Source organism: Meiothermus sp. (assembly GCF_026004075.1).
Lineage (GTDB): Bacteria > Deinococcota > Deinococci > Deinococcales > Thermaceae > Meiothermus.
This window is the reverse complement of sequence record NZ_BPIK01000001.1, coordinates 971,367-987,083: the sequence shown is the minus strand read 5'-3', so window position 1 is coordinate 987,083 and position 15,717 is coordinate 971,367. Positions and strand designations below refer to the sequence as shown.

The window sequence follows — 15,717 nt, the reverse complement described above, 5'->3', positions numbered from 1 at the left end:
TATCAGGGCTATCGCAGTATGCGGATACGGTTCCTCTGGTCTGGTGGGAGTTCGTTTATCAGCGCCTCCACCACAGCCTTCTGCGCCTCCGGGATGTACAGTGTCTCCACGATGATGAAATCCACTGTAGAGTCATTGAGCTCCTCCGAGATTTTACGCACAAAACCCCTCGCGTTGAAGTTGGCGGCGAAGGCTTTGGCCTGGCTGGGGTCAACGGCCCCTTTCACGTCGAAGGTGGTGGTTCCTTGCCGGAAGTCAAAGCCGCCCTGCTCGTACCTTGTTAATGTTCCCCCATACTGCTGTTCATAGCGGATGGCGCTGTTAGCCTCGCCCGCACGCCACTTGCCTGTATCTGGGTCAAATGCCAGGAGTCTCCAGCGCAGAAGCTCCAGCAGGTCGCATCGCTCGTTGGTAGACTGCACCGAGAGCGATAGCAGCCCCCTGTTGCGATAGCCAAAGCAAGAGCCAAACTGCGACAGCGTGTCGAGATGTTCTCGGGGAGGGACACCTCTCCGACTGGCTTCTTCGATGAAGCCATCCATCTGCAGCAAGACTTCATTAGCGGAGGTGTTACCCTGAACCCTGGTAGATACCTTGTCGTAAGCTTTCAAACAAAGGTTGTTGAGCGAGAACCCCCCACACCCCCGCGCCCTGGCCAGGTCTACCATTCTGCCGAACCGCTGCCGCAGGCCGTCCACCAGCGCCTGCGGCGAGAGCCGCCCGCGGGTGAACTGGACGAACTGTTCGCGGATGACCAGGGCCACCAGGCCCCCGCCCTGCCGGCTGATGGCCAGGCTGACGCGGTAGGCGGCCTTGACCCCAGCGGTCACGTCCCCCACCCCGCCGGTGCCCAGGTCTAACGCCAGCCCTGCCGCCGAGAGCACCGCCAAAACGGGGTCTACCTGCCTGCCGGTGGCGGCGTTGTAGAGCTGCTCCAGGCCGTCCACGGCATCGCCCACGATGGGGATGAAGCCCAGGATCAGCCGGGCGATCTCACCGGCGCTGCTCTGGGCCCGCAGGCCCTGGCCGGATAGCTCCAGGCCGGTCTCGATGGCGTCGCGCAGGTTCTGGTCGTAGAGGCCGACCTCGTCCAGGTTCTTACCAATCAGGATGCGGTTGGTGCGGCTTGGGTAGTCCTCGGGCAGGGTGTAGGGGTAGGCCTCCAGGTTCAGCCCTGCCGGGGCCGCATAGCTGGCGGTGAGCTGGGTGCAGCCCGCGAGGGTGGCGCCGAAGGGGGCGTACTGGTTGTTGGGGCCGCAGGGGTTCTGGGGGTTGCCGGAGAAGAGGGTGAGGGGTCGCAGGTCGAACTGGGTGGTGCCGTCGGCGAAGTTGGCCAGGTTGAGGGCCACCGTCATGCTGGCCCGGCCCCGCACCATCTCGCCGCTGATGGAGAGGATGCGGGGGTCGGCAAAGCGGGCGTAGAAGACCCCCGAGACGTCGCTCAGGAGGTTGCCAGCCTCGTCCACCGCATAGACCGGCAGCTCGAAGAAGACGAAGCCGTTCTGTGAGACCTGGCCAACCCGGATGTTCACCTGGGCCATCAGCTCGGTCTGGCCCCCCACCTGCACCAGGTACTCCTGCACGCTGGGCCCGCTGGGGAACTGGGTATCGGGCAGCACCGAGAGGGTGACCCGCGGCACCCGCAGGCCGGCGAAGGCGGCCAGGTCGCTTTCCAGGGCCACCGTGGCGCCGCTTTGCAGCTGGGCCTGGGTGCGCAGGGGGGTGCGGCCGGCGGGCAGCGGGTTGGGGAAGGCGGGGCGGAAGACCCGGATGCGGGCGGCGGTGTTGGCCTGGGGGTCTACCCCCTCGTAGTCCCAGGCCAGGCCCTGGGGCTGTGGGAGCCCCCGCACCTGCACGCTGGCCGAGCCCAGCCGGAAAAGGTCGCTGGTGCTGGGGGCTTCGTGGACAGCGCCCAGGCTGTTCACCCCGCTGTGGAGCACGAAGGGGAAGGGGTTGCTGAGTTCCAGGTTGGCGGCCTGGGCCCGCAGGCTGGGGCCGGGTGCGGTGTTGGGGGCCAGGTAGCGGATGCGGCTGCGCTGGGTGCGGCGGTTGAGTTCGGCCTCCAGCGAGAGGGCCTGGAGGGCCCGGTCGGGCCGGGGGCGCACGCGCAGCTTGGAGGTTTGCGCGCCCGCAAAGGGGTTGGGCGCGGCCGGGCTGGCAACGGCCGACTGTCCCTGCAACCCCCCGCTGTAACCGGCCTCGACCCGGGTGGCCGGGCTACCGGGGGCGTACTGGGTGCCCAGGGTGACCACCGCCTCCTCCTGGTCGGTCTGGCCGAAGCGGTCGCGCACCGTGAGGGTAATGGGGTAGCGCCCATTGCCGCTGTAGGTTTTGCTGACCTCGGCCCCGGTGGCGCTGGTGCCGTCGCCAAAGTCCCAGGTGTAGGTCAGGGGGCCCTCCCCTTCGGAGGCTGCCGCGCTGAAGATGAAGCTGGTGGGGCCGGTCTGGAAGCCCTGGATGTCGGCGATGGGCACCTCGGCGATGCGGTTGATGCGGGTCTGCTCGACGGCCACCACCCGGCGCTCGCTGCTCTGGCGGCCCAGGCCGGTGGGGCTGGGCTCCTCGTAGATGACCAGGGTCAGGCCGTAGAAGCCCAGGTTCTCAAAGGTTCGCTCCACCCGGGGGCCGTTCAGCACCGCACCGTCGCTGAAGCGCCACTCGTAGGTATGGCCGCTCAGCGGGTACTGCACATCGAAGGCCAGCGGGAAGGGGTCGGCCAGGGCCCGGAACTCCGGCATGGCGTGGATGCTGGGGAGCTGGGCCACCTGCTGCTGGAAGGTGGCGGTCTGGCCGTCGGGCGCGGTGGCGGTGAGGGTGATGGTGTAGTAACCCGGCTGGCGGTACTCGTGGTAGACGGTCTCGCCGGTGGCGGTGGTGCCGTCGCCCAGTTCCCAGCTATAGCTCACCCCCTCCTCGCCCCCCTCAGCGGCCAGGTTGAAGCCGCTGCCGGCCAAGGCGGTGCGGGCGTTCAGGCTGATGCCGGTGGGCAGGGGGGAGCCGCCGCTCTCGGGCACCCCCAACTGCAGATCGTCGAAGCGGCAGCCCTCCGGCCCGGCCAGGTAGGCCCCCAGCCAGGTGGTGCCGCTGGGGAAGGTGACCTCGGTGTAGACCTCCTGCCAGTCCAGGGCCCGGTAGTGTACGGGCTGGTCGAAGGTGAGGGCGGTCTCGCTGCCCCCTTGCAGGCCCAGGGTGCAGGCCTGGGCGTTGGGGTTGCGCAAAAAGCCCCGCAAGACCAGCCGCTCCCCAGGGGTTAATCCCGTGAGGGGGACGATCTGGTAGACCCAGCTCCAGGCCTGGTAGGCCAGGGCCTGGCCGCTCTGCCCCTCGGCGGGGGTGGTGGCGTTGCCGGTGGCCAGCGTCCAGCCAGTGAGGCCCTGCTCGAAGGCGGGGTTGTTGAGCCGGTTGGAGGCCAGCTCGGGGGCCGGCCCCAGGGGCTGCTTGCTGCCCGCGTAAAGCGAGAGGTCGTCGAAGACGCAGGTCTGGCCCTGGCCCACCAAGTGCAGGGTGTAATCGCCGTCCCTGGGGGGTAGCAGGGCGCCTTCGTAGCGGGCCGAGAAGGGCCCCGGACGCAGGCCGGGCACCTGCCCCGCAAGGGCCAGGCGGGGTTCCAGGCGAGCCAGGGCGGGGCCGCTAAAGCTGGGGTTGGGGTAGAACTGGGCGTTGAGGCCCACCGCGGTGGCGGTGGGGGTGGCCGGACGGGGGGGGCGGGCTACAAGCCAGCAATACCAGCAGGAGCCATGTCCACAGACCGAGCCAATGCCCTTTTTGATGCAGCATAACCAAGCCTCCTGGGTTGCAGGGCGGAAAGAGAGTGCTGCCAGGAGGATACCGGGAAGGTCAAAAAAAAAAGCAAGATGGTGCTGGGTGTGTTTACTGAGTATAAATTGTGGGAGGAAAGTGAACTCGAGCCTTTGCTATTGCAAAGCAAGGGACAGGATTAGTCGAACAGGTCGAAAAGCCGGCCCAGCTTGCTTTTCTTCTTGCCGTGGCGCTTGTAGTACTCGTCGTCGTCGGTGTCGTAGGGGTTGCGGTGATGGGCTGGCGGAGGGGTATAGCCCTGAGGCTGCGGCGGGGCGTACTGCTGGCGGCGGTAGCTCTCGAGTTCTGCCTCGTATTCCTGTTCGTACTGGCGCACCTGGCCCAGCAGTTTTTCCATCTCACCACCGTCGAGCCAGACACCCCGGCACTTGGGGCAGACGTCTATGTGCACACCATTGCGCTGAATTTCGTTCATTCCGGTTTCGCAGTTTGGACAGATCAGAAGGGGCATAGATTCCTCCACCTCCAGCCTGCCAGAAATTGCGCCCAACGATGGGGATATAGCTGCTATTCAAGCGGCGGACTTTACCCTACAGTGGTGAAGTAAAAACCCCTGTCCCACGCTCACAAAACTCATGCTGCCGACCCGTTGGCTGCTGGGTTGTTTGGTGGTGAGGCGTGACTTTTACTGCAAATCTACAGGTTGAATATCACTCGAGCCGCCCCGCCCACAACCTATACTCCAGGGCGATGAGCTCTCTGGTTGCTCCCCTTCTGATTACCCTGGCCTTGAGCATTGCTGCCTTTTTTGCCCACCGCACCATGAACCATCTGCACCGCCGGATGCTCGAGTCCGAGCTAGGTGGGCGCGATTACAGCGAATTGAGCGAGCACGACCGACAGTTCATCAACGAGGTGGTCAACCACAAATTCCAGCAGTCCATGGGCGGTCGGCTGGCCTCATTCGTGCTGCTGTATGCCTACCCTACGCTTTACATTGGCGAAAGGGTGTTCGGGCGCACCCACTGGAGCGCGGTAGAGGTGTTTGGCGGCTCGGCGCTGCTGTACTTTTTGTTGCTGGCCCTGACGGGTCTGGCCTCACGGGCGGTCTGGCCGTAATACACATTCCTACTCTTCGGTCGGCTCGAACCCTTCACCTTTGATTACACCCACAGGCGAAGGGTTCAAGCGGAACCGGTATAAGTCAGAGCGATTCGAGCAGCACGCCGTGTTGGGAGCCCACTACCGTTCTATGCGGCGTGTGGATCGGCTTCGACAAGCTCAGCCGACCCTCCGCGTATAGGTTATTTTGTCCAGAAACGACCCTGCAACAACGGGTATTAGCAGAAACCGCGCTCAGAATAGCCTTTTGCACACCGGCTTGACTCAGCGCTTGAGCAGCTCCAGCGCCACCCACAACCCCAGCCGCCGTTCGGGACTCTCGAGGTCGCCCAGCATGCCCCTGAGCTGCTCGAGGCGGTAGTAGATGCTCTGCCGGCGCACCCCCAGCCGGCGGGCGGTCTCGGCAATGTTGAACTGCGAGGCCAGCAGGGCTTCCAGGGTAGCCAGCAGGGTGCTGCGGGGCCGGCTGGGCAGGTTCAGGATAGCCCCTAGCTGGCGCTGCAGAAAGCTGCGGTCGCGGCCGGTCTCGACCAGGGCCTCCAGGAGGGAGTCCAGCAGCGGCTCTTCCTTATCCACCGCTGGGCGCAGAATGCGCTCGTGGGCCGCGCGGGTCAGGTCGGCAAAGCGCACCTCGGTGCGAAAAGCCAGAATGGGGAATTGCAGCATTCGGGCGGTTTGCAGCATCTCCGGGGGCACCTCGGTGAGCCACTGCACCAACTCGAGGCCGAGCCCACCCACCCCGGCCTCGGCCAGCGAGCGCACATAGGCCACCTGGGCCTCGGGCGTGCTGCGGGAGAGCTCGAGGCCGGTGGAAAGCACCAGCTCGCCCCCCGACAGCAGCCGGGCCACGTCCAGCACCTCGGCCACGTGCACCCAGGTGATGGGGGCCTCGAGCCGACCCTGCCCCGAGAGCAGTTCTGCCCCGGCAAAGGCGGGAAGCTCGAGAATCTGGCGCAGGGTGGGCAGGTGCATACCCTACTGCTTGGCAATCCAGTGCATGGTTTTCTCGGCCAGCCGATCCAGGGCCTGCACCGCAAGCTCGAGGTGTTCTTCCTTGGTGTCCTCGATTTTGTTGTGGCTGATACCGTGCAGACTCTGCACGAACATCATCACCGTGGGAATGCCGGCACGGGCCACCTCGGCGGCGTCGTGCAGGGGCCCCGAGGGCAGGCGGTGCGAGACCCCGGCCACCTCGCGGATGGCCTGGTCGCAGAACTCGATCAGCTCGGGGTGGAACAGGATGGGGTGAATCCGCCAGATGGTGTTCCACTCCGGCTCCGGCAGGCCTCCCTCGCGGGCGAAGCGCTGGCTGGCTTTTTCGGCCTCGAACTTAAGGCGGGCCAGGGCATCGGCATCGAGGTGGCGCTGGTCGAGGGTGATGGTGCATTCCGCCACCACGCTGGTCACAATCCCCGGTTTGGTGATGCAGCTTCCGATGGTGCTAACCCCTCCGTTACGGTCGGTGATGTTGTAGATCTCGGAGGCCATTTTGCCTGCGGCCAGAAAAGCATCCTTGCGCTTATGCATGGGCGTGGAGCCGGAGTGGGCGGCCTGGCCCCTAAAGGTGATGGCGTGGCGCTCGACCCCGAAGGTTCCCAGAACCACCCCCAGGGGCAGGCCCATGTCCAGCAGCACCGGGCCCTGTTCGATGTGGAGCTCGAGGTAGGCTGCGGCGTTTTTCTGTTCGCTCCGGGCCTCGAGCATCCTGCTCATCTCTACCCCGCAGCGCCGCAGGGCCTCCTCCAGGCGGATGCCGTCCTTGTCGGTGCGGTCTTTTTCCAGCTCGGGCTCGAGGGTGCCCGAGAAGGCCGAGGAACCCAGCAGGCTGCGCCCAAAGCGGGCCCCTTCTTCGTCGGCCCAGTCCACCAGCCGCACTGTGACCGGGGGATTCCCCTGGTACTCCTCGGCGATGCGACGCAGAACCTCGAGGCCCGCCAGCACGTTAAGGCAGCCATCCAGCCAGCCCCCGCCCGGCACCGAGTCCAGGTGGCCCCCAATCAGAAGGGCTTTTTCGCTTTTGCCCTTGAGCGTCACCCAGTTGTTGCCGGCGGCGTCGTAGTGTTGCTCTACCGGTAGGCCCTCCAGCTTGCGGTTGAACCATTCGCGCGCTTTGAGCCAGGTATCGGTCCAGGCCACCCGCCAGGCGCCGTTTTCGTCGGCGGTCAGGTCACGCAGTTCCTTGAGTTCTTCAACGGTTCGTTTGGGGTTTAGCATGGTTGTCTCCAAAAAGCGTAGCCCTGGGGTGAAATAGGGGGCGACACACTGTCCGCCCCCTGGCACAATCATTTCTTGCTCAAGCTCAGGTTATTTCCAGTCTCGAGCCCGCTTGCCAGTGGCGGCTTCCCAGGGGCCATAGTCCACGGTGGCCGCTGGAGGGTCTTTGGTCAGGATGCCCTGCTCGCGCAGCAGGCGCACCGAGGCCTGGTAGTCGGCAGGCACCAGGAAACCCGGCCAGCCCTTAGCGGTGGCCCCAGCGTTGTAGAGTTTGGCGATCTCAGCCATCTGCCAGGTCTGGTGGCCCTTGGCATCGGCGCGGGTGCCGGAGCCTTTGCAGGTGTTACCGCAGAAGGGCAGCACGTACTTTTCGACGGTTTCGGCCTGGTTGGCCACCGCCCAGTTCCAGCCCTGGATGGAGGCCCGAATCAGGCGGGCGGCTACCTGCCGGCCCGTCAGGCCTGAACCCTTGAAGTTGCGCTCGTTCAAGACCCGTTCGGTGGTGAATAGGAGATCCTCGAGCAGGTTGATACCTTCATCGGCCAGCTTGAACACATCCACCTTGGTCTCGTCGTAGCCCAGTCCGGCAATCTGGTTGACCTCGTTGTAGATCATGGCCGAGACCAGTTGCACCTTGTCGGGGAAAACCAAAGCCGGGTCGAAGGGGTAGCTTACCGCGGTAACATCGGGGTTGGTTACCCTGGGATCCAGCGAGCTGGTCAGGCCGCACTTGCGGAACAAAGCCACCGCCGGGTACTCGTTGCCGGAGGGCCAGACCCCCACGCTCTTACCCTTCAGGTCTTTGCACAGGTCCTTGATGCCGGTGGATTTCAGCGCCACCAGCGTAAAGCCCGAGCGCTGGAAAATCTGGGCCAGGTGCACCACCGGAATACCGCGCTCCCGAGCGGTGAGCAAGTCGGCAATCCAGGTCGTGCCGAAGTCGGCTGCGCCGGACTGCACCACCTGAATGGGGGATTGGTCGCCCGCCGGCAGCAGGGTTACATCCAGCCCCTGCGCCCGGAAAAAGCCCCGCTCCTTGGCTACAAAGAAACCCGCAAACTGGGCTTGCGGAAACCACTTGAGCTGCAAGTTGACCTTGACCAGGTTTTGCTGTGCGCTCGCCAGCGATGCCAACACGAAGACTGCCAGTACCCACAAGACCGACCACTTCTTCATCCTTGCCTCCTTTTGTGCCAGAACGACTTCAAACGGTAGCCTACTGCACCCTACAACCCTCTTGTCAAGCGCGCTCTTTTCACCTCCTTATTAGCCAAAAGCAGGTGAAGCTAACGCTCCACACCCTTGCTAAGTACCTCACGGGAAGCTTTGCCCCTTGGCTCATCGAAGCAAACCGCGCATTTGCACTTCTCGCAGGGGCCCCAGGATGAGGAAAAATCAGTGGTAGGGCACTTAGCGGAAGAATACGCACCATCCGGTTAGCCTCCGCTCGAGATGCCGGTTTCGCCGCGCAGCGGGGTGACCGAAGGTGTGAGCCTGGCGCAAGGGTCGTTAGCGGAAAGATACGTGCCATCCCGTAAACCTACGCTCGAGACCGAAGGTGCGAGCCTGGCGTAAAGGTCGCTAGCGAAAGGACACGTGCCATCCAGTTAATCTCCGCTCGAGCCACGCCACCAGGCCATACCAGGCAATGCCTATCACCGAGGCCACAATGATGGCCGACCAGACGATATCGAAGCCAAAACGCCCAGCCTCGATCTGGATACGAAAACCCAGCCCCTGCCCGTTGGCCCCAAAAAACTCGCCCACAATGGCCCCAATCATAGCCAGGGTCGTACCCAGCTTGAGGGCGTTGAAGATAAAGGGCAGGGCGTTGGGCAGGCGCAGCCAGCGGTACTGCTGCACTTCCCCGGCTGCATACGAGCGCATCAGGTCGAGCGAGAGCGGGCTCACCTCGGTCAGGCCCCGGAAGGTATTGACCACCATGGGAAAAAACACGGTAACAGCTACGATCACGGCCTTGGAGGGCCAGTCAATGCCAATCATCTTGACCAGAACCGGGGCCAGGGCCACGATGGGAATGCTGCTAAAGATCGTGGCGTAAGGGAGCAGCCCACGCTCCAAAAATACATACCGGCTCACTAGCAAGGCCGTAATCAGGCCCAGGCTACAGCCGATTAGGTAGCCCACCAGGGCCTCCAGCACGACGGTCTGGAACGCGTCCTGCAAAAGCACATCCCGCACTTCCAGCAAGGTTGAAAGCACCCGGCTGGGGGTCGGAATCAGGCCGGGGGGTACCTGGTAGGCCCGCAGCAGGGCCTCGGCGGTCACCATCAGGGCCAGCAGGGTGAGGGCCGCGGGTGTGAAGCCGATGACCGGATTGGGGGTGTCCACAAACTGCTGGGCCACCCTGGCAATGCCCCACACCACCCCCAAAAAGCCCAGGCCAATCAGAAGTTTCTGGGTGCTGCTGGCGGGTTCGGACTGATCCCACCAGGCCACGATAAACCACAGCAATAGCCCAAACCCCAGCCCCAGTAAAAGCCACCCCGTCCAGTACGAGGAAGGACGATACAGCCCGCTCACGCGCTATGCACCCCCTCCCGAGCCGGCCTCGAGGGCCCCGCTGCCACCGGGCCGGTGCGCCGCCAGGGCGTAAGCAGGCGCTCGAGCCAGTTCACCAGGGCCACCAGCAAGATTCCCAGTACCGCCGAGGAGAGCATAATCACCCACATCGCCACCACATCCGAGGCCCTCGAGTTCTCCGCCAGCATCTTGCCGATGCCCTGAAAGCTGATGGTGGAGATCTCGGCCACAATGGCCCCGATCAGGGCCGCTGTCATGGCGACCTTGAAGGCCGTGAACAGATAGGGCACCGAGGCCGGGAAGCGCAGCTTGAGGTAGGTTTGCCAGTGGCTGGCGTTGTAGGTTTTCATCAGGTCGAGGGCCATGGGGTCGGGGCTTTTGAGGCCCTTGGCAACCCCGATGGTGATGGGGAAAAAAGCGATATAGGCCGCAATGATGGCCTTGGGCAGCCAGCCCTGCACCCCATACTGCCCCAGCAGCACCACCAGCATGGGCGCAATGGCGATGATGGGGACGGTCTGGGAGGCCACAATCCAGGGCAGCAATGCCCGTTCAAAGGCCCTCGAGGCCACCATCCCAATCGCAAAAAAGAAGCCCACCACCGCCGCCAGCAGCAAACCCACCACCGTCTCGAAGGCCGTAACAGCCGCATTGATGGGAATGGCGTTGGGTGAATTGAGGGGGAACATCAGGTTGCCAAAGCCGTTCCAGAGCTGCTGGGGCGAAGGCAACACCGGGCTCCTAAGCTGGGTTGCACACTCAAAAGCAGTCTCGCAGGGCAGGGCCGCGCCCGTATCCAACGCCCGCTGCGCTACCGGGATATTTGCCAGGTACATCAGCGGCCAGTACAGCGCCAGCACCACCAGGGCCACCACCAGCATGGGCACCAGATTGGGCGAGATTCGCATCACTCGGTCACCTCGTAGCCGTGGCCTTTGCGCAGGGCCTCCCGCACCTCGGTAGCCAGTTCGAAAAAGCGGGTGGTCTCGCGGGTCTCGAAGGTGCGGGGCTGGGGCAGGTCTACCGGTATGACGGTCTCGATTTTGCCGGGGCGCGGGGTCATCACCACGATCCGGGTGGACAGGAAGACCGCCTCGGGGATGGAGTGGGTCACAAAGATGATGGTTTTACCGGTCTCGCGCCACAGGCGCAAAAGCTCCAGGTTCAGGTTCTCGCGGGTAATCTCGTCCAGGGCGCCAAAGGGCTCATCCATGAACAAAAGCTGTGGGTCGAAAGCCAGGGCCCGGGCGATGGAGACCCGCTGCTGCATCCCGCCCGAAAGCTGCCAGGGGTAGTGCCTGGCGAACTTCTCCAGCCCCACCAAAGCCAGCATCCGCTCGGCCCTTGCCCTGCGCTCCTGTACGGGAAAGTTCATCACCTCCAAGGGCAGCATCACGTTCGAGAGCACATTGCGCCACTCCATCAGGGTGGGGGCCTGGAAGACGTAGCCGTAGGCCCGTGCCTTGCGGGCCTCCTCGGGGCTTTTACCCCCGATGCGGATGGTGCCCGAAGAGGGCTGAATCAGGTCGGCCAGCAGACGCAGCAGGGTGGTTTTACCGCAACCCGAGGGCCCAATCAGGCTGATGAACTCCCCCTGGGCGATCTCGAGGTTGGCGTCTTTGAGGGCCACCGTTCCGTTTTGAAACACCATCGAGACATCCCGCACCGAAACGATGGCCGCTGCGTTCGAACCTTTGGCGGATAGCTCTGGAGAGGTATTGGCTTGCATCATCATCTTCCCTATTTATGGCGGTTGCCCGTCAGGGCCGCGGTCAGGCCCAGCCCGATGTAGATGCCCCCGGTAATGAGCCGCTGTCCCTGGGCGAAGCGCGGCTCACGGGCTTTGTAGCGCAAAAGGCTTCCCAGCGAACTCGACAACAGGGCATAGGCCCCATCACTCAGGGTGGCCAGGCTTATAAAAACCATCCCCAGCAACAAAAACTGGGCCCAGGCTGCCCCCCGTACAGGGTCTACAAACTGGGGCAGGAAGGCAAAAAAGAACAGTGCGGTTTTGGGATTCAGGGCGTTGACCACAAACCCTTGCAGAAAAATTTGGTGCATGGGCTGGCGGGCGACCGCGCCTAGCTCGAGGGGCTCCCTGGAGAGCCAGGTTCGCAGGCCCAGGTACACCAGATAGGCCGCACCTGCATACTTAACCAGGTTGAAAGCCAGGGCGCTCGAGAGCAGGATGGCCGAAAGACCCAGGGTAGCCATCAGCACGTGTACCATGCCCCCGCACTGGATACCCAGCACGCTGGCCAGACCCGCCGCACGCCCCTGCGCAGCGCTGCGGGTAACGATGTAAAGCACCGCCGGCCCCGGTATCAGGAGCAGGGCCAGACTGGCCAGGGCAAACACCAGCAGTTGGTCAGGGGGTATCAGCATCATCTACCTCATTAGGGGGATTTTACGGAAGTACGCATAAACTTTTATTCGTTATCTATTCCCTCCTAAAGCCCCTTTGGGCCAGCACCAAGAGGAACCCACCCACCACCGCAAAAAGCGCCCAGGCCGAACTACCCCCCAGCGCCAGCAGAACCGCTATCCACAGGCAGATCCCACCCAGCAAATTCAAGACCCATCTCGGCTTCATTTAGAAGTACATGGGCTCGCGCCGCAGGAGCTTACCCCGCCCTTTCTCACCCACAAACTGCCCGTCCCGCACCGCCACTTTACCCCGCACTGTCACCACGCTAGGCCGGCCATCAATCTCAAAGCCCTCGAATCCGTTGTAGTCGTTGTTGACGTGCTGGGTCTTGACCGAGATGGTGCCCCGGTAGTGGGGGTCGTAGACCACCAGGTCGGCGTCGCTGCCCACCGCGATGGTGCCCTTGCGGGGGAACAACCCAAACAGCTTGGCGGCCTTGGTGCTGGCCGCGTCCACAAAGCGGTGAATGTCGAGGTGGCCGCGGCTCACCCCATAGGTGTAGAGCAGGTTCACCCGGTCTTCGATGGCCGGGATACCGTTGGGAATGGCGGTGAAGGCATCCTTGCCCAGCAGCTTTTGCTCGGTGTCGAAGGGGCAGTGGTCGGTGCCCACCGTGTCAATAAAGCCCTGGGCCAGCGCATCCCACAGGGCTTTTTGATTACGCTTGTCGCGCAACGGCGGCGACATGATGTACTTCATGGCCTCCACCCCGCCCCGCTCGGCGTAGGTTTTATCGAGCAGGAAATGGGGTATCACCGATTCGATATAGATAGGCACGCCCCGCGATTTAGCGGCCATGGCCGCATCCAGGGCCGGTTTACAGGAGAGGTGCACCACATAGCCGGTAGCCCCGGTGGTCTCGAGGAAGGTCGCAAACCGCGCGGTGCCTTCGGCCTCCACCGACTCGGGACGGCTGGGCTCGTGCCACTCGGGGCCGGTTTTTCCCTCGGAGAGTAGCTGCTGCTGCAACCGCCCCACCAGCTCGGCATTCTCGCAGTGGGCGGTCACGATCACCCCCAGCTCCTTGGCCAGGCGCAGGGTCTGGTACATCTCCCCATCATCCACGCCAAAGAAGTTTTTGTAGGAGAGAAAAATTTTGAAGGAGCTAATGCCATCGGCCACGATTTCCCGAAGCTGCCCCTCGGTTCTTTCGTCGAACTTGGAGACCGCCATGTGGAAGGTGTAGTCACAGTAGCTGTTGCCCTCGGCCTTGCTCTTCCAGAGCTGGTAGCCCTCGAGGGCATCGTCGTTGCGGCTGGGGCAGCACATCTCGATGTAGGTGGTGGTGCCCCCCATCAAGGCCGCCTTGGAGCCGGTCTCGTGGGTGTCCTTGGCAAAGGTCGCCATGAAGGGCAGGTAGATGTGCACGTGGGGGTCTATGAAGCCGGGGAACACGTACTTACCGGTAGCGTCGATCACCTCGGTGCCGGGCGGGGCCTCGAGGTTCTGCCCGATGCGGGTGATGGTCTCGCCCTCGGCGTAGATGTCGGCCTTGTACCGGCTGTCCGCGGTTATGATTTCACCATTCTTAATCAGTAGTCCCATTGGCGCCTCCGTTGCCGTTATAGCTTCCGACCTTGCATCTAGTTAGCCCTCTGCCTCACACCTTGCTGCTATCGCCCGGAAAGACAGTCCTACTCAAACACCCTCCCATAAATCTGCGGTAAGGTAATCTGGCCACCCAAGCAGGGGAGTGGAATCTGACCATCGCCAGTAAGGTCTTGGTGGTGCCAGTGCCCCGCCTCGTCGCGGAACCAGTGCCGCACGAACAGAGTGTCCTGATCCACCACCAAATAGGTGCGCAGGCTGGGTAGGCGGGTGTACTCGAGGTACTTCTCGCGCAAGTCTGTGTTCACCGTGGATGGCGACAGCACCTCGACCAGTATGCAGGGCTCGGTCTCGTAGTACTCGTGGGGGGGCGTTTTATCGCAGACCACCATCACGTCGGGATAGTAGAAGGCCACTTCGGGGTCTTCATCCGTTCCAATGCGCAGTTTGACCGCCTCTTGGTGAACCCGGCAGGGCCGGTTCTGCGCGAGCTGCCAGAAATGGGCGTGGATGTTTCCTGCGATACGGCTATGCCGCAGGCTCGAGCCAGCCATGGCATACACCTGGCCCCCCACATACTCCCGCCGCACCGCCGAGCCAATTTCGCTCTCGAGGTACTCGGTTACGGCCATCAGCTTGGGAATTGGCTTGACCATACGGTTAGTCTAAATGCTCACCTGCCTACCAAAACCATCCTCTTTAGGGCTTTGAAACCTTAGTGGATCTCAATCCCCACCTCTTCCCGATACCGCTTCATGGCCTCCCAGTCGGTGGCCAGCTCGGGGCGGGCCTTGGTCAGCTCATCCCAGGTGATAGAGGGCCGACCTGAAGGCAATTCGACCATCTCGATACAGCCGTCTACCGGGCAGACGTTGTGGCACAGCCGACAGCCCACGCAGTCGTCCTCCCGCACCACAGGTTGCGGGCGGGTGCTCACCGCTTCGTGCTTCCCGTTGGAGCGCACGTCATAGCTGTAGGGCTGGACGCGGTTGCCGCTGGCGTCCACCAGGTCAATGCACTGGTGGGCAGTGTCGTTGCAGGCCACGTAGCAAAGGTTGCACTGAATGCACTTGTCGGGGTTGATGCGGGCCACCGCTCGGAAGGAGAGATCGAAGTCCTTGAAGTCGGAGATGCGAGGAAGGCTCTTGCCCACCACGTCGGCGATGGTCTTGAAGCCCTTGGCGTCCATCCAGGCATTGAGCCCGTCGGTCAGGTCTTCGATGATCCGATAACCATAGTGCATGACGGCGGTGCAGACCTGCAAACTGGTTGCGCCCAGCAGCAAAAACTCCGCTGCGTCCCGCCAGGTCGAGATGCCGCCCATGCCGCTGATGGGCACCCCGGACTGTTTCACCACTGGATCCACACCCAGCGAAGACAGCAGGTTGAGGGCGATGGGCTTGACCGCCGGCCCAGCGTAGCCCCCGTGCCCGCCTTTACCGCCGATGCTGGGGGTGATTTCCAGGGTGTCCAGGTCAATCCCGATGATGGAGTTGATGGTGTTGATGAGGCTCAGGGCGTTGGCCCCCGCAGCCAGGGCCGCCCGCGCCGGGGGCACCACCGAGGCCACGTTGGGCGTGAGCTTGACGATGACGGGAATTTTGGCTACGTCCATCACCCACTGGGTGATCTGCTGGCAGTACTCCGGCACCTGCCCCACCGCGCTGCCCATCCCCCGCTCGCTCATACCGTGGGGGCAGCCATAGTTGAGTTCGATGCCGTCGGCCCCGGTGTCCTCAATTTTGAGGATGATGTCCCGCCAGGCCTCTGGCGTAGACTCCACCATGGCCGAGACGATTACCGCCCGGTCGGGCCAGTGGCGCTTGACATCGCGAATCTCCCGCAGGTTGACCTCGAGTGGCCGGTCGGAGATCAGCTCCACGTTGTTGATGGCGAGCATTTTCTGGCCTCCGTAGTGCCAGGCCCCGTAGCGGTTGGACACGTTCAGCACCGGCGCACCGATGGTCTTCCAGACCGCACCACCCCAACCGTACTCGAAAGCCCGGTGTATCTGGGCCCCCGAGTTGGTGGGGGGCGCCGAGGCCAGCCAGAAGGGGTTGGGGGATTTGATGCCGGCAAAGTTGATACTTAAGTCTGCCATC

General features: G+C 63.3%; 14 protein-coding genes. 1 reads left to right on the top strand and 13 read right to left on the bottom strand.

Annotated features, from left to right (window positions below; genetic code table 11):
- Window positions 1–8 precede the first annotated feature (8 nt).
- Window positions 9–3,671 carry a PKD domain-containing protein gene (locus Q0X18_RS04825; protein ID WP_297559261.1) on the bottom strand — a complete coding sequence of 1,221 codons (3,663 nt, stop codon included), beginning with the start codon at window positions 3,669–3,671 and terminating at the stop codon, window positions 9–11.
- A gap of 266 nt (window positions 3,672–3,937) precedes the next feature.
- The gene (locus Q0X18_RS04820; protein ID WP_297559259.1) at window positions 3,938–4,270 is read right to left on the bottom strand and encodes a zf-TFIIB domain-containing protein; all 333 of its coding nucleotides are present in this window, start codon (window positions 4,268–4,270) and stop codon (window positions 3,938–3,940) included.
- Window positions 4,271–4,509: 239 nt separating this feature from the next.
- On the opposite strand from Q0X18_RS04820, the gene Q0X18_RS04815 reads away from it, so the two are divergent.
- Window positions 4,510–4,878, top strand: coding sequence for a hypothetical protein (locus Q0X18_RS04815; RefSeq protein WP_297559257.1), 369 nt, complete (start codon window positions 4,510–4,512; stop codon window positions 4,876–4,878).
- 267 nt (window positions 4,879–5,145) lie between these two features.
- Here Q0X18_RS04815 and Q0X18_RS04810 read toward each other — a convergent pair whose 3' ends face one another.
- The 11 genes from Q0X18_RS04810 to preA form a co-directional block, all read right to left on the bottom strand.
- Window positions 5,146–5,853, bottom strand: a complete 708-nt coding sequence (locus tag Q0X18_RS04810) for a PucR family transcriptional regulator (RefSeq protein WP_297559255.1) — start codon at window positions 5,851–5,853, stop codon at window positions 5,146–5,148.
- 3 nt (window positions 5,854–5,856) lie between these two features.
- Window positions 5,857–7,095: a Zn-dependent hydrolase gene (locus tag Q0X18_RS04805; RefSeq protein WP_297559253.1), complete on the bottom strand. Its 1,239-nt coding sequence runs from the start codon at window positions 7,093–7,095 to the stop codon at window positions 5,857–5,859.
- Window positions 7,096–7,185: 90 nt separating this feature from the next.
- Window positions 7,186–8,271, bottom strand: coding sequence for an ABC transporter substrate-binding protein (locus Q0X18_RS04800; RefSeq protein ID WP_297559251.1), 1,086 nt, complete (start codon window positions 8,269–8,271; stop codon window positions 7,186–7,188).
- Window positions 8,272–8,676: 405 nt separating this feature from the next.
- Complete coding sequence (locus tag Q0X18_RS04795; protein ID WP_297559249.1) at window positions 8,677–9,639, bottom strand: ABC transporter permease; 963 nt, start codon at window positions 9,637–9,639, stop codon at window positions 8,677–8,679.
- Window positions 9,636–10,547 (bottom strand): ABC transporter permease, encoded by a 912-nt coding sequence (locus Q0X18_RS04790; RefSeq protein WP_297562985.1) that lies wholly within the window; start codon window positions 10,545–10,547, stop codon window positions 9,636–9,638. Before Q0X18_RS04790 ends, Q0X18_RS04795 begins: the two co-directional genes overlap by 4 nt.
- Window positions 10,547–11,374 (bottom strand): ABC transporter ATP-binding protein, encoded by an 828-nt coding sequence (locus tag Q0X18_RS04785; RefSeq protein WP_297559247.1) that lies wholly within the window; start codon window positions 11,372–11,374, stop codon window positions 10,547–10,549. The genes Q0X18_RS04790 and Q0X18_RS04785 overlap by 1 nt, the downstream gene beginning before the upstream one ends.
- 5 nt (window positions 11,375–11,379) lie before the next feature.
- A complete protein-coding gene (locus tag Q0X18_RS04780) occupies window positions 11,380–12,027 on the bottom strand; it encodes a LysE family translocator (RefSeq protein ID WP_297559245.1) in 648 nt (215 codons plus the stop codon).
- Window positions 12,028–12,079: 52 nt separating this feature from the next.
- Window positions 12,080–12,232, bottom strand: coding sequence for a hypothetical protein (locus Q0X18_RS04775; RefSeq protein ID WP_297559243.1), 153 nt, complete (start codon window positions 12,230–12,232; stop codon window positions 12,080–12,082).
- The gene (gene hydA, locus Q0X18_RS04770; RefSeq protein ID WP_297559241.1) at window positions 12,233–13,612 is read right to left on the bottom strand and encodes a dihydropyrimidinase; all 1,380 of its coding nucleotides are present in this window, start codon (window positions 13,610–13,612) and stop codon (window positions 12,233–12,235) included.
- An 89-nt stretch (window positions 13,613–13,701) separates the two neighbouring features.
- Window positions 13,702–14,271: a Uma2 family endonuclease gene (locus Q0X18_RS04765; protein WP_297559239.1), complete on the bottom strand. Its 570-nt coding sequence runs from the start codon at window positions 14,269–14,271 to the stop codon at window positions 13,702–13,704.
- A gap of 59 nt (window positions 14,272–14,330) precedes the next feature.
- On the bottom strand, window positions 14,331–15,716 hold the full coding sequence (gene preA, locus Q0X18_RS04760) for an NAD-dependent dihydropyrimidine dehydrogenase subunit PreA (protein ID WP_297559237.1): 1,386 nt from the start codon (window positions 15,714–15,716) through the stop codon (window positions 14,331–14,333).
- Window position 15,717 lies beyond the last annotated feature (1 nt).

Excerpts from the sequence above, each read along its gene's own strand:
- Q0X18_RS04780 (WP_297559245.1), bottom strand. The coding sequence starts at position 12,027 with ATGATGCTGATACCCCCTGACCAACTGCTGGTGTTTGCCCTGGCCAGT.
- Q0X18_RS04790 (WP_297562985.1), bottom strand. The coding sequence starts at position 10,547 with ATGCGAATCTCGCCCAATCTGGTGCCCATGCTGGTGGTGGCCCTGGTG.
- Q0X18_RS04820 (WP_297559259.1), bottom strand. The coding sequence starts at position 4,270 with ATGCCCCTTCTGATCTGTCCAAACTGCGAAACCGGAATGAACGAAATT.
- Q0X18_RS04785 (WP_297559247.1), bottom strand. The coding sequence starts at position 11,374 with ATGATGATGCAAGCCAATACCTCTCCAGAGCTATCCGCCAAAGGTTCG.
- Q0X18_RS04800 (WP_297559251.1), bottom strand. The coding sequence starts at position 8,271 with ATGAAGAAGTGGTCGGTCTTGTGGGTACTGGCAGTCTTCGTGTTGGCA.
- Q0X18_RS04765 (WP_297559239.1), bottom strand. The coding sequence starts at position 14,271 with ATGGTCAAGCCAATTCCCAAGCTGATGGCCGTAACCGAGTACCTCGAG.
- Q0X18_RS04815 (WP_297559257.1), top strand. The coding sequence starts at position 4,510 with ATGAGCTCTCTGGTTGCTCCCCTTCTGATTACCCTGGCCTTGAGCATT.
- Q0X18_RS04805 (WP_297559253.1), bottom strand. The coding sequence starts at position 7,095 with ATGCTAAACCCCAAACGAACCGTTGAAGAACTCAAGGAACTGCGTGAC.
- Q0X18_RS04810 (WP_297559255.1), bottom strand. The coding sequence starts at position 5,853 with ATGCACCTGCCCACCCTGCGCCAGATTCTCGAGCTTCCCGCCTTTGCC.
- preA (WP_297559237.1), bottom strand. The coding sequence starts at position 15,716 with ATGGCAGACTTAAGTATCAACTTTGCCGGCATCAAATCCCCCAACCCC.
- hydA (WP_297559241.1), bottom strand. The coding sequence starts at position 13,612 with ATGGGACTACTGATTAAGAATGGTGAAATCATAACCGCGGACAGCCGG.
- Q0X18_RS04775 (WP_297559243.1), bottom strand. The coding sequence starts at position 12,232 with ATGAAGCCGAGATGGGTCTTGAATTTGCTGGGTGGGATCTGCCTGTGG.